The organism is Desulfovibrio legallii (assembly GCF_004309735.1).
Lineage (GTDB): Bacteria > Desulfobacterota > Desulfovibrionia > Desulfovibrionales > Desulfovibrionaceae > Desulfovibrio > Desulfovibrio legallii.
In genome coordinates this window covers 174006-188549 of the sequence record NZ_SIXC01000006.1, presented here as the reverse complement: position 1 = coordinate 188549, position 14544 = coordinate 174006, and the positions used below count along the sequence as shown (strand labels likewise).

At 62.1% G+C, this 14544-nt stretch carries 13 protein-coding genes and 1 other RNA gene; 8 read left to right on the top strand and 6 right to left on the bottom strand.

The window, feature by feature from the left end; translation table 11 throughout:
* Positions 1-46 precede the first annotated feature (46 nt).
* The 6 genes from EB812_RS06575 to EB812_RS06550 all read right to left on the bottom strand — a co-directional run bounded on the left by EB812_RS06575 (position 47) and on the right by EB812_RS06550 (position 6058).
* Positions 47-505 (bottom strand): PTS sugar transporter subunit IIB, encoded by a 459-nt coding sequence (locus EB812_RS06575; RefSeq protein ID WP_118229108.1) that lies wholly within the window; start codon positions 503-505, stop codon positions 47-49.
* A 1-nt stretch (position 506) separates the two neighbouring features.
* Positions 507-980, bottom strand: coding sequence for a PTS sugar transporter subunit IIA (locus EB812_RS06570; protein WP_118229109.1), 474 nt, complete (start codon positions 978-980; stop codon positions 507-509).
* 34 nt (positions 981-1014) lie between these two features.
* Positions 1015-1944, bottom strand: coding sequence for an RNase adapter RapZ (rapZ, locus tag EB812_RS06565; protein ID WP_118229110.1), 930 nt, complete (start codon positions 1942-1944; stop codon positions 1015-1017).
* 167 nt (positions 1945-2111) lie between these two features.
* Complete coding sequence (gene hpf / locus EB812_RS06560; protein WP_118229111.1) at positions 2112-2651, bottom strand: ribosome hibernation-promoting factor, HPF/YfiA family; 540 nt, start codon at positions 2649-2651, stop codon at positions 2112-2114.
* Positions 2652-2705: 54 nt separating this feature from the next.
* The gene (gene rpoN / locus EB812_RS06555; RefSeq protein WP_118229112.1) at positions 2706-4133 is read right to left on the bottom strand and encodes an RNA polymerase factor sigma-54; all 1428 of its coding nucleotides are present in this window, start codon (positions 4131-4133) and stop codon (positions 2706-2708) included.
* Positions 4134-4402: 269 nt separating this feature from the next.
* Positions 4403-6058, bottom strand: coding sequence for a CTP synthase (locus EB812_RS06550; RefSeq protein ID WP_118229113.1), 1656 nt, complete (start codon positions 6056-6058; stop codon positions 4403-4405).
* Between the two features lie 259 nt (positions 6059-6317).
* Here EB812_RS06550 and EB812_RS06545 point away from each other — a divergent pair, with 259 nt between their 5' ends.
* From EB812_RS06545 to EB812_RS06510, 8 genes are all read left to right on the top strand, one after another.
* Positions 6318-7127 carry a phosphoribosylformylglycinamidine synthase subunit PurQ gene (locus EB812_RS06545; RefSeq protein ID WP_118229114.1) on the top strand — a complete coding sequence of 270 codons (810 nt, stop codon included), beginning with the start codon at positions 6318-6320 and terminating at the stop codon, positions 7125-7127.
* Positions 7128-7369: 242 nt separating this feature from the next.
* Positions 7370-8161, top strand: coding sequence for a Nif3-like dinuclear metal center hexameric protein (locus EB812_RS06540; protein WP_118229115.1), 792 nt, complete (start codon positions 7370-7372; stop codon positions 8159-8161).
* Between the two features lie 21 nt (positions 8162-8182).
* Positions 8183-8962: a zinc ribbon domain-containing protein gene (locus EB812_RS06535; RefSeq protein ID WP_118229116.1), complete on the top strand. Its 780-nt coding sequence runs from the start codon at positions 8183-8185 to the stop codon at positions 8960-8962.
* 324 nt (positions 8963-9286) lie between these two features.
* An RNA gene (rnpB, locus tag EB812_RS06530) (RNase P RNA component class A) lies at positions 9287-9647 on the top strand.
* 23 nt (positions 9648-9670) lie between these two features.
* Entirely contained in the window at positions 9671-10939 is a 1269-nt protein-coding gene (gene ispD, locus EB812_RS06525; protein ID WP_118229260.1) for a 2-C-methyl-D-erythritol 4-phosphate cytidylyltransferase, read from the top strand.
* Complete coding sequence (locus EB812_RS06520; RefSeq protein WP_118229117.1) at positions 10936-12696, top strand: long-chain-fatty-acid--CoA ligase; 1761 nt, start codon at positions 10936-10938, stop codon at positions 12694-12696. Before ispD ends, EB812_RS06520 begins: the two co-directional genes overlap by 4 nt.
* Before the next feature lie 292 nt (positions 12697-12988).
* On the top strand, positions 12989-13342 hold the full coding sequence (locus EB812_RS06515) for an STAS domain-containing protein (protein ID WP_118229118.1): 354 nt from the start codon (positions 12989-12991) through the stop codon (positions 13340-13342).
* 58 nt (positions 13343-13400) lie between these two features.
* Entirely contained in the window at positions 13401-14534 is a 1134-nt protein-coding gene (locus EB812_RS06510) for a FapA family protein (protein WP_118229119.1), read from the top strand.
* Positions 14535-14544 lie beyond the last annotated feature (10 nt).

Sequence of the window (14544 nt, the reverse complement as noted above, 5' to 3'; positions counted from 1 at the left end):
AGCGTAGGGCGTCCCCACCGTAAGCAGCGTCGCCACTGCGGACGGATCAGAAAAGCTGCTCATGGGGGCCTCGCACAGTCTCCGAAGGTACAGACCGAAAGTCGAACTGCACCAAGTGCTGCCGCAGGACGCGCAAATCTTCCCTGTCCTGCAGCGACAAGGCTACATTGGGTAGAATCTGCAATTTTTCCGGACCATAGTGCAGGTTGCCCATATTGAGCACCTCCATGACGATTCCGGCGTCACAGGCGCGACGCGCGTCCTGGCAGGTGGCAAAGAGCACAAAACTCTCCTCGCCGCAGCTATTGAGGGTAGCTGCCAACTCCCTGACTGGAATAAAATGGACCGCCACCCGCTGGGGTACGGCCAGGGCCACGATCTGCTGCCGCAAAAAATCCGTGGCCAGTTCGTCGTTGGCCACCACCAGATGCCGCGCCCCCGTATAGGGCAGCCACGCCTCAATAACCTGTCCGTGCACCAGCCGGTTGTCCACCCGAAACCACATACTAACCGGCATTCTTGTCACGAGGTTTGTTGCGCAGCATGCTGCCCGCCACCACAATGCCCTTGGCCCCGGCTTCACCGGCCAGCTGGGCCAGTTCTTCCAGCTCCTTGTCCCGTGACGTAAAGACCTTGAGGAGCATGGGCAAGTTCACCCCCGTGACCACCTCCACCTTGTGGGTGGCCAACAGTGAAAGGGCCAGATTGGTAGGCGTGCCGCCAAACATATCCGTAAGCACAATGACGCCGGCACCCTTGTCCAGGCGCTGGGCTGCGTCGTCCAGACGGCGCACGGTTTCGGACACTTCGTGGGCCACGTCCACACTAATGGAGCAACAGTCGCTCTGCGGCCCCAGAATAAATTCCGCCGTGCGGAGCATGGCCGAACCGTAGTCGGCATGGGAAACCACAATAACGCCGACCCGACCGCCGGCGTCCTGCTCGCCGTTTTCGACGTTTGCAGTATTTTCGTCCGTCATGACAAACCTCGCAGGGCTGAGCGTGCCAGCTTTTTCAACCAAGTTCAAGATGCCGGTGCTCAAGAGAGGCCGGATAGTCCGCCTGCCGGAGCGCCTGCCACAGGGCCTCGGCCATGGCCACAGAGCGATGGCGGCCGCCGGTGCAACCCACGGCAATGGTCACCCTGTAACGCCCTTCTGTTTCCATGAGCGGCAACATGAAAAACAGCAGGTCCAACAACTTGGCGCGAAATTCCCGCGCCTGGGGCGTGGCAAAAACGTAGTCGGCCACGGGCTTGTCCCGGCCGCAGAGGGGGCGCAGATTTTCCAGAAAATAGGGATTGGGCAAAAAGCGCAGGTCAAAAACCAAATCCGCCTCACGCGGTACGCCGTACTTGAAGCCGAAGGAAATGACATTGACCCGGATGGCCCGCAGTCTGCCCCGGCTGCTGCCCCAGCGCTTCTGAATGGCTCTGCGCAGATCGTGGATGGAAAACCGCGTAGTATCCACCACCAGATCGGCCAGCTCCCGCAAAGGACGCAGCTTGTCGCGCTCCGCCTTGAGGGCCGCCTCCAGGCCCATGCCCTCCCGCTCCAGGGGGTGGGGCCGCCTGGTGGTGGCGTACCGGCGCATAAGCTCCTGCGTCGAGGCCTCCAGAAACAACAAGGTGGGGCGAATGCTCTGCGCGGCCAGGGCCTCCAGCGAGGCGTTCAGGTCGTCCAGAAAAGTGCTTTGCCGCAGGTCCATGCCCAGCGCAATGCCCTGAAAATGGCTCATTGAAGGGCGGGACATCATGGCCGCCATTTCCGGCGCCAGGCTGGCGGGCAGGCCGTCCACCACAAAGTGCCCCATGTCTTCAAACACTTTCAGCGCGGTGCTCTTGCCCGCACCGGAAAGCCCCGTAACCACGCAGACCCGCACCGGCGCAGAGGCCGGCGCACTTGTGGATGTGGAGGCGGCAGCCGCCGCTACGGTTTTGCTCATAACGCCCTCTCGCGGCAAGGCCGGTTCGTCCAYGGCCGCCCCGATCTCTCGCCTGCCGCTGCAGGGAAACCCGCCGTATGCAGCCGCGTGGGGCCGCTCCAACCGAGCGGCCCCTGCAAAAGGCTTACTTCGGACGGAGGAAAGCCCCGCCCAGGAAGCACTTGCGCCTACAATACGGGATCAATCAACGCATACCCGCTGGCGCGCGTACGATAAACCACATTGATACGGCTGTTCTCCGCATTAAAAAAGACCAGAAAATCACTACCGATGGAATCCAGCTGCATGAGCGCCTCATCCAGATGCAGGGGTTTTGTGGCCAGCCGGTCCGTACCTTCCACAGGCTGCGGGGCCTCGCCTTCGGCGTCCACGGTATAGGTAAACACGTCCACTTCGGCGTTGCGGGCCTTGCGGCGCTGCTCCTTGACCCGTGAAACCTGACGCTTGATCTGGGCTTCCACCTTGTCCGTCACCAGGTCAATGGCGGCGTACATGTCCGAAGTCTGTTCTGAAGCATTAATGTGCAGGCCCTCGCCGGTGACGGTAACCTCGCAGCGATGGCGGAATTTGTCCACGGTCAGCACCACGGCCACGTCCAGACCGGCGGATTTGCCAAAAAACCGCCCCAGCTTTTCCATGCGGCGGCGAGCGTATTTTTTCAGATGGTCGGAGGCGTCGAAGTTTTTGAAGGCGAAGGAGATGTTCATGAAGTCCTCCTGGTGTGGGGCGCCGGGGCGCTTAAGGCCGGACCAGACAGGGGCCTAAAAGTGCTCCTTGCGCCGTGATGAAGAAGGAATATCGAGAGCGGTGCGGTATTTGGCCACCGTGCGTCGGGCGATGTTGACCTTGAGGCGCTCTTTGAGCATTTCGCCGATGCGTTCGTCGCTCAAGGGCGCGTGGGGGTCTTCATCCGCAATAAATTTTTTGATCAGCGCCTTGACGCTTTCAGAGCCCACCTGGCTGCCGTCGTCCAGTTCCAGCCCGCTGTTGAAGAAAAATTTCAGTTCAAAAATGCCGTGGGGCGTAGCCACATATTTGTTGGTGGTGATGCGGCTTACCGTGGACTCGTGCATGCCGATATCGTCGGCAATGTCCTTGAGGATGAGCGGGGCCAGCCTGGTGACGCCCTCTTCAAAAAAAGGCCGCTGGTGACGCACAATGCTCTCCATCACTTTATACAGGGTCCGTTGGCGCTGGTAAAGGCTTTTAATCAGCCAGGAAGCGGAGCGGATTTTTTCGGAACAGTATTCCTTTTCCTTCTCCGAAGCGGCGGTCAGATCCATCCCGCTCATGGCCGAAAGCTGCAGCTGCGGCAAACCATCCTCATTGAGCAGGATCACAAACTCATCGCCCACTTTGTAGACAAAAACGTCCGGGCTCACATAGGTGGGCTCGCCCCCGCCAAAGCTGGCGCCGGGCAGCGGGTCCAGGCTCTGGATGATGTCCAGATACTCCCGCAGGCCTTCCATATCCAGCTTGAACTTGCGCAGCAGGGGCTTGTAACGTTTTGCCTCCAGATCTTCCAGGTGGGATGTAACCAACTCCACAAGGATGGGGTCGCGGTCATAGTGCAGATTGCGGATCTGCACCAGCAGACACTCCCGCGCGTCCCGGGCGGCCACGCCCACAGGGTCAAAATGCTGCACCTTTTCAAGAACGGCGCGCACCTCGTCGGGCGCGGCGTGGGCCATCTCCGCCACTTCCTCCACGCTGGCCTGCAAATAGCCCGATGAAGAAAGGTTGCCGATGATCACCTCGCCAATGGCCTTCTGTGCGTCGGTCAACTGCGAAAGCCGGAGCTGCCAGAGCAGGTGGCCTTCCAAGGTGGGCTTGGCGGCGTAGCGGGCCTCCAAGGGCGAAATTTCTTCGGCGGCCTCGTACTCGCGGGACTGCGACAGGCGGGGGGTACTGGCAAATTCACCCAGATAATCTTCCCAGTCGGCGTCCTTGGCCAGCTCACGGTCATAGACCTCTTCGGCCACGGGTTCGCGCCCGTCTTCGGCCACGGTTTCCGGCCCGGCCTCTTCGCCGCCGGATTCCTCCAGAAACGGGTTTTCCACCAGCTCCTGCTGGACCGTTTCCAGAAGTTCCAGACGAGAGAGCTGCAACAATTTGATGGCCTGCTGCAGTTGCGGGGTCATCACCAATTGTTGTGCCAGCTTTAGTTGCTGCCGAAGTTCCAGTGCCATGTGTCCCTTCCGCCCTCAAGCGACGAGAAAACTACCTGATTTTTGTTTACAAGGAATGTGCCACAGCTATAAAAATTATGCAATAGCCAGCAGTTGTGCGGGCGCAATGGACCGCCCCCGCGATTTGGTGGCCCAGTCGCCGCCAAGGGACGCTGCACGTCACAGCCCAAGCCGCCCTTTGGCGCCAAAAAAGCCGCTCCGCGAAAGGCGCGACGCCGCGCGGCCCTTCACGGAACGGCCCTGTACAAGCCGGGCGCAAAGGCCGAAGCTCAGCTCCTGCCGTGTCCCTTGGCGTATTTTTTGGCCGCGCCGATAAACTCGCGGAACAAAGGGTGCGCGTTCATGGGCCGGGATTTGAATTCCGGATGGAACTGGCAGCCCAGAAACCAGGGATGGTCCGGCAGCTCAATGATTTCCACCAGTGAGTCGTCCGGAGCCGTACCGCTGAAGACCATGCCCTTCTGGCCGAACATCTCGCGAAAAGCGTTGTTGAACTCGTAGCGGTGGCGGTGGCGCTCCTCCACCAGGTCTTTTTTGTAGGCATCGTGCGCCTTGGTGCCGGGCAGCAGCTTGCAGGGGTACGCGCCCAGGCGCATGGTGCCGCCCTTGTCGCTGCCGGCGTCGCGCCGCTCCACGTTCTTGGTACGGAAGTCGTACCATTCCGTCATGAGGTAAATGACCTTGTGGTCGGAAAGAGGGTTAAATTCCTCGGAATTGGCATCTTCCAACCCGGCCACGTGCCGGGCAAATTCAATGACGGCGCACTGCATGCCAAGGCAAATGCCGAAGAAAGGCACGCCCTTTTCCCGCGCGTAGCGGATGGCCGCAATTTTGCCCTCCACCCCCCGGTAGCCGAAACCTCCGGGCACCAAGATGCCGTCACAGCCCTCAAAGTGCCCGGCGGCATTGGCCTCGGTCACATTTTCTGAATTGACGTAGCGCAGCTCCACATCCACCCGGTTGGCCACCCCGCCGTGGATAAGCGCCTCGTGCAGGCTCTTGTAGGCTTCCTTCAGATCCACATACTTGCCCACAATGGCAATGGTTACCTGGCCTTTGGGATTGGCGCAATCGCTGACCAGCTTTTCCCAGGCTTCCAGGTGGGCATTGCGCGCGGGCAGGCGCAGCATGATGGCCACTTTCTGGTCAAAGCCCTCCTCATAAAACTTGAGGGGCACTTCATAAATGTTGTTTACGTCCACCGAAGAGAACACGGCGTCCTGGTCCACATTGCAGAACAGGGCGATCTTGCGGCGCAGCTCTTCGGGGATGCTCTGCTCGCAGCGGCAGAGGATGATGTCCGGCTGAATGCCGATGGAGAGCAGCTCTTTGACGCTGTGCTGGGTGGGCTTGGTCTTGTGCTCACCCGCCGTGCGCAAGTAGGGCACCAAGGTGAGGTGGATGTTCAGGCAATTGTCGCGGCCCAGCTCCGAACGCAGCTGGCGGATGGCCTCCAGAAAAGGCAGGCCTTCAATGTCGCCCACGGTGCCGCCGATTTCGATGATGGCCACGTCTGGCGCGTCATCGCCTTCAGCCAGCGAAAGCACCACGCTCTTAATCTCATCGGTGATGTGGGGAATCACCTGCACCGTGGCGCCCAGATAGTCGCCGTGGCGCTCTTTGGCAATGACGTGGTTGTAAATGGCCCCGGAGGTGGTGTTGTTCTTGCGGGACATGGGCACGTTGAGGTAGCGCTCATAGTGGCCCAGGTCCAGGTCGGTTTCGGCGCCGTCGTCGGTGACAAAGACTTCGCCGTGCTGAAAAGGGTTCATTGTGCCGGGGTCCACGTTAATGTACGGGTCCAGCTTCTGGATGGTGACCGTCAGCCCGCGCGTCTGCAGCAACGCGCCCAGGGAAGCGGCCGCCAGGCCTTTGCCCAGTGACGAAAGCACACCGCCCGTCACAAAAATATACTTTGTTTTCATGGCCTCTCAACCTTGATTGTGGCGTGCCAAGGCACATCCCCAAGCACATCTTCGTCTACATACACCAAGACGATTTTTTTTGCCAGCATTGACTATCCAAAGCAAGGTACGTAGTGTGGTATTCCCCATGCAGACGGGCATCCCGTACGGGGCCCCCTCCCGCGCTTGCGGCGGGCCGGCCGCGCCGGGCCCCGCTGCCGTATGCCGTCGCCGGCAGGGGTCGGCAGGCGGCGCTGTTTGTCAAGGAGGCTTTCCCCGCATGGGCACGGTCAATACGCTGGTCATCACCGGCTACGGCACCAATTCGCATCTGGAAACCGCCCACACCGCCCGCCTGGCCGGAGCCGACCGGGCCGACGTGGTGCACTTTTCCGACCTGGTGGCCGCCAAGGTTCACTTGGACGACTATCACTTCCTCATTTTTCCCGGTGGCTTTCTGGACGGCGACGATTTGGGCGCGGCCCAGACCGCCGTTATGCGCTGGCGCTACCTTGAAGACGCTGCGGGCGTGCCCCTGCGGGAGCAACTGGACCGCTTTCTTGAGGCCGGCAAGCTGGTGCTGGGCATCTGCAACGGCTTTCAGCTGCTGGTCAAGCTGGGCGTGCTGCCCGCCCTGGACGGCCACCGCTTCGAACGCCAGGTCTCGCTGGGACACAACGACTCCGCCCGCTTTGAAGACCGCTGGGTGCGCCTTGCGCCCAACGCCCAAAGCCCCTGCGTGTTCACCAAAGGCCTGCCCCCCCTGGCCATGCCCGTGCGCCACGGCGAGGGCAAGCTGGTGCCCCGCGACGCGGATTGCCTGAGCCGCCTGCAGAAAGAAAACCTTATCGCCCTGCAGTACGCCGACCCAAAGACAGGCCTGCCCACCCAGGAATATCCTTATAACCCCAATGGATCGGCCCTGGCCATCGCCGGCCTCACGGATCCCACCGGCCGCGTGCTGGGCCTTATGCCCCACCCTGAGGCATTTCACCATGTCACCAACCACCCGGGCTGGACCAGGGGTGAGTTGGACCCGCCGGGCACGCTGCTTTTCGTCAATGCTGTGCGCTATCTGCGTGAGCTGTAAGTTTTGCGCCGCGTTGCGGGCCATGGGTCTGGCCTTGGTCGGCAACGCGGCTTGACAATACCCGGCTCTCTCTCTATCCTTCCTCGATTAAGAGCATGCGGGTCGGGAACAGCTCCCCACCTGTTTACAGAGGTGTGTCATTCCATTGCCGCAAGCGTCGCACAACGTTTTCTTGCCGCCGCACCAAGGGCACTTTTGTAGCACAGAGCGCGAAAGTGCCTTTTTTATTCCCGGTGAAATACATGCAACTGATTGAAATTATTGACGCCATAGAAAAAATTGCGCCTCTGGGGCAGGCTGCGTCCTGGGATCTTTCCGGCCTGCAGGTGGCGGCCCGCCGCACAGAAGTGCGCAGTCTGGCCGTGTGCCTGGACCCCACGCCGGCCTCCTTGGCCGCCGCCCTAGCTCAAGGGGCGGAGATGGTCCTCAGCCACCATCCCCTGACCCTCAAGCCCACCCTGCCCAATTGCTGCAACAACTACCACGAGGCCCTGCGCCTGCTGCTGAGCGCGGATGTGCCCCTCTACGCCGCGCACACGTCGCTGGACGTCAACCCCCACGGACCGGCGGGCTGGCTGGCGCGGGAGCTGGAACTCAACAACCTTTGCGTGCTGGAACCCGCAGCCCCGGCCCAGGGGACGGAGCTGCCCCCCGGCTACGGCCTGGCGGGCGACCTGCCCCAGGCCTGTTCCGTGGCTGATCTGGCCGCACGCCTGGCGCGGCGGCTGGACCTGAGCACGGCCGTCTGCTGCGGCCCGCAGGCGACCCACGTGCGCCGGGTGGCTTACTGCACCGGTTCGGGCGCCTCTCTGATGGACGCGGCGGCCCAGGCCGACGCACAGTTGTATATTACCGGCGACATCAAGTATCACGCGGCTCTCGAAGCCGCCGTCTGCCTTCTGGACGTGGGGCACCATAGCCTGGAAGAAGAAATGATGCGCCACATGAGCCTGTTGCTGCAACAGACCTTGACGGGCGTGGCCGTACACTTTGTGCCGTCGCGATCGCCCTTCCGCCCTGTTGTTTTTTCCTGATCCGCGAGGAGGACCTCTTCCATGAGCAGTGCCGTCTATTTTGAACAAATCCGTCAACTTGTTGAACTGCAAAAAGTTGACGACGCCATCCACGAAGTCCGGCAGGAGCTGGACCGCGCCCCCGGCGATCTGGAAGCCCTGGAACAGCGCTTTGCCGCGGTGGAAACCCAACGCAATTATGTGCTGGACAAGCTGACCCACCTGCAGGAGCAGCAGAAGCGTCTTTCGCTCGAAATCGACGATGACGCGGCCCGCATCAAAAAAAGCAAAAACAAGCTCACCCTGGTGGGCAATACCCGCGAATATCACGCCGTACTGCGCGAAATGGACAGCATGGAAAAGGTCAATCGCTCCCGCGAAGAAGAAAAAATGACCTTGCTGGATGAAGTCCAAAGCCAGAACGACGCCCTAGCCGAACTGGACGTAACTTATAACGCCCTCAAGGCCGAACTGGAAGACAAACGCAGCAATCTGGACGCCCGGCTGCAAAAAGCCCAGGCCAGTCTGGTGCAGTTGGACGCCAAACGCGCCAATGTGGGCACGGCCATCCCCCACCCGGTTTTTCTGCGCTACGAATTCATCCGTGAGCGGCTGGATCACCCGGTCATCGTGGCTGTGCGGGAAGGCGTCTGCACGGGCTGCCACATCGCCGTGCCGCCGCAGACCTTCATCGAGCTGCAGCGCGGCCAGCAGATATTGAGCTGCCCCAACTGCCAGCGCCTGATTTTCTGGTGCGAACATTTTCAGGATGCGGAGCAGCCCCAGTGCGCACCGCAGGCCCCGGCCAACGACCAGGCCTGAGGCCGCTTGCCCGGCACACCGGCCTGCGTGGGAACCGGAGCCGACACAACGGCTGGTTATTGCCCCGCAGGCGCAGCAGCCACTTGAGGCAAGCGGGTTTACGCTGCCGCCGGAGCGCCAGAGCCGCCTAGCTTTGAGAATATGTATTCCCAAAGGTTACGGCACGCTCGTCCCGACGCTCAAGCGCGCAAAGACCTGCGCGTGCGCCTCCACGGCGGGCGTTTGCTTATGCAACCGCCAGGGCAGGGCAACGTTGCAATGCCCTGAACTGCAGCCGTACGGTTTTGCTGTGGTCTGCACGCAAGACCGCAACACAAAGTAACGGGAGTGGGACAGACCGTCGCCGCGGGCCGCGTGCCCGGGGAGGAAAGTCCGGGCTCCACAGGGCAGGACGCTGGGTAACACCCAGGAGGGGCGACCCTCGGACAGCGCCACAGAAAGCAAACCGCCCCGCCGCGTGCGGGGTAAGGGTGAAACGGTGGGGCAAGAGCCCACCAGATGCCGCGGTGACGCGGCATGCTCGGCATACCCCGTCTGGAGCAAGACCAAATAGGGAAGGCGGCCGGCCCGGCCCATGCCTTCCGGGTAGGTTGCTGGAGGGCGCAGGCAACTGCGCTCCTAGAGGAATGACGGTCACGCGCGCTTGCCGCGCGGACAGAACCCGGCTTATCGTCCCACTCCCGTTGTTTTTATACTGTGAGCACGCCCATGCCCCAACCTGTTTTCACGTCCGACGCCGAAGATGCTCCCTGGGCCCTGGTGCTGGCCGCCGGGCACGGCAGTCGCATGGCGGCCGCCACAGGCGGCGAAGCCAAACAGTTTTTGCCCTGGCGCGGCCTGCCCCTCTACTGGCACGCAGCCCAGGCCATGAGCCGCAGCGGCCTGACGGCCGGTCTGGTCTTTGTTTTTCCGCCCCAGCGCCGCGCGGCGGAAGAAGAGCGCCTGCGCGCCCTGTGCCGCAGCCACGACCTCGGCTTGCCCTGGGTCTGCGCCGACGGCGGCGAAACCCGGCAGGATTCCGTACGCCAGGGTTTGGCCGCCCTGCCCGCGCGCACGCGCTGGGTGCTGGTGCACGATGCGGCCCGCCCCTTTGTGAGCCCGGCCCTGGTGCAGCGCGTCTGTGCGGCCTTGCGGGAAGGCGCAGTGGGCGTAGTGCCCGCTCTGCCCGTCACCGATACCATTAAAACCGTGGCGGAAGGCAAGGTGCTTGCCACCCTGCCCCGGCACAGCCTGGCGGCCGTGCAGACCCCGCAGGGCTTTTGCTGCGCGACCCTGCGCCGCGCCCATGCGGCGGCTCTGGCCGCCCCCGGCGGCCCGGCCACGGACGACGCAGCCCTGCTGGAAGCCCTGGGCGAGGAGGTGCGCGTAGTGCCAGGCGAAACCGTCAATGTCAAACTGACCCATCCCCAAGACCTGGATTTGCTGCGCCCTGCCACCCCCATACCGCGCTTCTGCACCGGCATGGGCTATGATGTGCACCGCTACGGCTCTGGCCGCCCCCTGCGCCTGGGCGGCGTGCCCATAGAAGGCGGCTTTGAGGTAGTAGCCCACTCGGACGGCGACGTGCTGCTGCACGCCCTGGCCGACGCCCTGCTGGGCTGCGCCGCGTTGGGCGACATTGGCCGGCATTTTCCCGACAGCGACCCCACTCTGGAGGGCGTTTCTTCCGCCCTGCTGCTGGACAGGGTGCTGACTATGGTACGCGAGGCGGGCGTCACGCCCTGCCACGCGGACCTGACCATTGTGGCCCAAAAACCGCGCATGGCTCCCCACGGCGCGGCTATCCGCAAAAACGTGGCCCGGCTGCTGGGCCTGCCCCAGAGCTGCGTCAATGTTAAGGCCACCACCGAAGAAGGCCTGGGCTTTACCGGCCGGCTTGAGGGCATCAAGGCCTATGCCGTGGTCAGCGCACAGGCCGCGCCCCTGGACGCTGCGGAACATTCCTCCCCCCTGAACCCCACTGCCGAACGGTTATGAGCACAGAACTTACCCGCCCCTGGTTTGACCACTATGATGCCTTTGTGCCCCACACCGCCAGCGTGTGGAACAAACCCCTCTACGCCATGCTGGACGAAGCGGCGGAAAAATACCCCAACCGCTACGCGCTCATTTTTCAGAACACGCGCATTACCTACAAAAAACTGCGGGAGCGGGCCGAACTTTTTGCCGGCGCACTGCGGCGCATGGGCGTGCGCTCCGGACAGCGGGTGGCCATCATGCTGCCCAACCTGCCGCAGACCATGATCGCCTTCTGGGGCGTCATCAAGGCCGGGGCCGTGGTGGTCATGACCAACCCCCTGTATATGGAAAAGGAAATCGTGGCCAACATGCAGGATTCCGGCGCGGAGCACATGATCCTGCTGGATATGCTCTGGCCGCGCATAGACGCTCTGCGGGACCGCCTGCCTTTGCGCAACTTTATTGTCACCAGTGCGGCGGATTCTCTGTCCTTTCCTCTCAACTGGCTGTACAAGCTGAAAAAGCGTCGCAGCAACAAAGCCCCCATCCCCTACGACAACAAAAACGTTTTTGCCTGGCAGAGCTTCTGCAAAGGGGCGCGACGCTATGCGGCGCCCATTGCCGACCCCCAGCGCGACCCCATCATGCTGCAGTACACCGGGGGCACTACCGGCCTGCCCAAGGGCGTCGTGCTCACCCACGCCAACCTGGGCACCAACTGCCGCCAGGTGCTGAACATTATCAATGTCCGCCCCGAAACGCACCACACCTTCATTTCTTTGCTGCCCTTCTTTCACGTCTACGGCCTGACCACGGGGCTGATCATCCCCATGGCCCTGGCCTCCACCACCCTGCCCTTGCCGCGCTATGTGCCGCAGGACGTGCTGCGCCTTATTGACAAGCGCAAGCCCACCATCTTTCCCGGCGCGCCCTCGGTCTACATTTCCTTGCTGCAGCAGAAAAATCTGAACAAATTCGACCTGGGCAGCATCCAGATATGCGTTTCCGGATCCGCGCCCCTACCGCGCGAAATCTTCCGCCGCTTTCAGGAAGCCACAGGCGCGGCCATTCTGGAAGGCTACGGCCTTACCGAAGCCTCGCCCATCACCCACATCAACCCTCTGGGCAAACAGGGGCAGCGGGCCAATTCCATCGGCATGCCCGTGCCAGGCACGGACGCCCGCATTGTGGACATGGAGGGCGGCTCCCTGACCCTGCCCCCCGGCAAGATGGGCGAACTGGTGGTGCAGGGGCCGCAGGTCATGCACGGCTACTGGCGGCGGCCCGACGAAACGGCCAGCGCCTTGCGCAACGGCTGGCTCTACACTGGCGATTTGGCCAGCATGGATGAAGACGGCTACTTTTACATCCTGGATCGCAAAAAAGATATGGTCCTGGTGGGCGGCTACAACGTCTACCCCCGCGAGGTGGACGAAGTGCTGCTGGAACACCCCAAGGTGCTGGAAGCCGTGAGCGTGGGCATCGGCGACGACCTGCGCGGCGAAGTGCTCAAAGCCTATGTGGTGCCCCGTCAGGGCGAAACCCTGACCAAGGCGGACATCATTGCCTGGTGTCGGCAAAAGCTGGCCAACTACAAGGTGCCGCGCCTGGTGGAATTTCGTGAAAGTCTGCCCAAGACCATTGTGGGCAAGGTGCTGCGCCGCGCCCTGCGGGAAGAGGAAGAACAGAAGCGCGCCCAACGCAAGAAACGCCGTCATGACGCGGACGCAGCGCAACCTGCTGGAACAACAGAAGAACCGCTGGGACACGCTTGAACGCAGGGACACGCCCTGGACGCCTTTGCTACAGCGTGCGCCTTTCCCGGCGGCATGGTTGACGAATCTCGCCGCGTCGGCGTAGTGTATGACAGTTGCGATAAAAAGCCCCGGCCGGTGGTCCGTCTTTGGGGGCGATCCCGGGTCGGCTGCGAGGCCGGCGTCCAGCCTTGCGATCTTGTTTGCAACGGTTTTGTTCACGGCAGGCGGGTTATTCGGAAGTACGCGGCCGTGCCGTCCCCTACCCGGCCAACGCGTTACTCTGTGGATGTACCTTGACGGAGGCCCCCCCATGTTTTCCCTTCAGGCGGAATCCCACAACAAGGTCACCGTACTGCGCCTTGCAGGCGACATGGTTCTGCCCGATGTGCCTGACCTAAGCCGGCAACTGGACGCCTATATCCTGGCCCCGGGCATTCGGCAGGTGGTGCTGGACCTGAGCGAGGTGAACAAACTGGACGCCTCCGGTCTGGGCGTCCTGGTGAGCGCCAGCACCAAGGGCCGCAGTCAGGGCAGACGCCTGGTGTTGCTGACGCCTGCGCCCCATGTGACCGATCTTTTACGCAAATCCGAAATTGAGGGATTTTTCCCCACCTTCTACAGCGAAGAGGAACTCAAAGGCTACATCCCCGACACAGCGGAATAGCCGGCCACGGCTGTCCCGGCAGAGCGCCCTGTGACGGTGCTCCAGCGGAAGGTGCACGGTGCAATACTATTTGCAACACTACTTCAATCCCGATTTCGACCACCTCAACCTCAAGCCGGGAGAGGCTGGCGGTTCGTCCGACGTCTACAGCCTGGGCTACGTGCAGAACGTCATCAATGGGCAGGTACTGGCCCGCCTGGTGCCGTTGGAGGCCGTCGGCACAAAAACGGATCTGCGTTTTATTCTGGAATCTCCGGTTTTTCCCGCCGGGGCCAACACCAGAGTAGACCCCGAACACCCCGAATACCTGCTGGCCGCCGCCAATGGCTATGTTTTTTATCTCCACGGAAAGATCACGGTCAAAAAACTGCTCAACGTGCGCCAAGACGTGAGCTTTCAGACCGGCAACATCTTTTTTGTAGGCGACATGGCCGTGCACGGCTCCGTACGCGCGGGCTTTTCCGTCCAGGGCAACAACGTGCGCATCATGGGCATGGTGGAGGGCGGCGTGGTCCGCGCCCGGCGCAACCTGCTTATTGAAGGGGGCGTGCGCGGCGGCGCGGGAAGGCACAGCAAGGTGGACGCCGGCGGCAAACTGCTGACCCCATTTATGGAACGCGTGGACGCCCGCGCCCGTGACAGCATGGTGGTGGACAAAACCTGCCTCTACTGCACCGTGTACGCGGGCAGCAACCTGGTGGTGCGCGAACTGGCCTACGGCGGCGTCATCAACGCCTACGGCAGCGTGTATGTGGGCCGGCAGCTGGGCAACAAGGCTGCCATCCCCACCCAGGTTTTTCTGGGCTACGACCCCGTGAGCATCCGCCAGCTGGAAAAGCTGGACAAAATCCTCAAAGACCTTTCCCAGGCCGTGCTGCACCTCAATGCTGTGGCCGGACATCTGCCGCCGGAAACCAACGAAATCACGCGCAAACTCCAGGTCCAGCGCCGGCAGTATGACGATCTGCTCAAAAAGCGTGAACAACTCTGGAGCCGACTGACTCAGGACGAGCAGGCCATGCAGGGCTGCCGGCTGCTGGTGCCGGGCACGATCTATCCGGGGGTGGAAATTTCCATTGGGCGTACCTTTATGGAAGTGGAACGCCTGCAACAGAATGTGCTCTTTCGCCTGGACAAGGACGATATTGTGGTGGAGCCCCTGCCCGTTGCCCTCCGGAGCAAGCGCCCATGACCCCAGGCGC

Excerpts from the sequence above, each read along its gene's own strand:
- EB812_RS06575 (WP_118229108.1), bottom strand. The coding sequence starts at position 505 with ATGTGGTTTCGGGTGGACAACCGGCTGGTGCACGGACAGGTTATTGAG.
- EB812_RS06570 (WP_118229109.1), bottom strand. The coding sequence starts at position 980 with ATGACGGACGAAAATACTGCAAACGTCGAAAACGGCGAGCAGGACGCC.
- rapZ (WP_118229110.1), bottom strand. The coding sequence starts at position 1,944 with ATGAGCAAAACCGTAGCGGCGGCTGCCGCCTCCACATCCACAAGTGCG.
- hpf (WP_118229111.1), bottom strand. The coding sequence starts at position 2,651 with ATGAACATCTCCTTCGCCTTCAAAAACTTCGACGCCTCCGACCATCTG.
- rpoN (WP_118229112.1), bottom strand. The coding sequence starts at position 4,133 with ATGGCACTGGAACTTCGGCAGCAACTAAAGCTGGCACAACAATTGGTG.
- EB812_RS06550 (WP_118229113.1), bottom strand. The coding sequence starts at position 6,058 with ATGAAAACAAAGTATATTTTTGTGACGGGCGGTGTGCTTTCGTCACTG.
- EB812_RS06545 (WP_118229114.1), top strand. The coding sequence starts at position 6,318 with ATGGGCACGGTCAATACGCTGGTCATCACCGGCTACGGCACCAATTCG.
- EB812_RS06540 (WP_118229115.1), top strand. The coding sequence starts at position 7,370 with ATGCAACTGATTGAAATTATTGACGCCATAGAAAAAATTGCGCCTCTG.
- EB812_RS06535 (WP_118229116.1), top strand. The coding sequence starts at position 8,183 with ATGAGCAGTGCCGTCTATTTTGAACAAATCCGTCAACTTGTTGAACTG.
- ispD (WP_118229260.1), top strand. The coding sequence starts at position 9,671 with ATGCCCCAACCTGTTTTCACGTCCGACGCCGAAGATGCTCCCTGGGCC.
- EB812_RS06520 (WP_118229117.1), top strand. The coding sequence starts at position 10,936 with ATGAGCACAGAACTTACCCGCCCCTGGTTTGACCACTATGATGCCTTT.
- EB812_RS06515 (WP_118229118.1), top strand. The coding sequence starts at position 12,989 with ATGTTTTCCCTTCAGGCGGAATCCCACAACAAGGTCACCGTACTGCGC.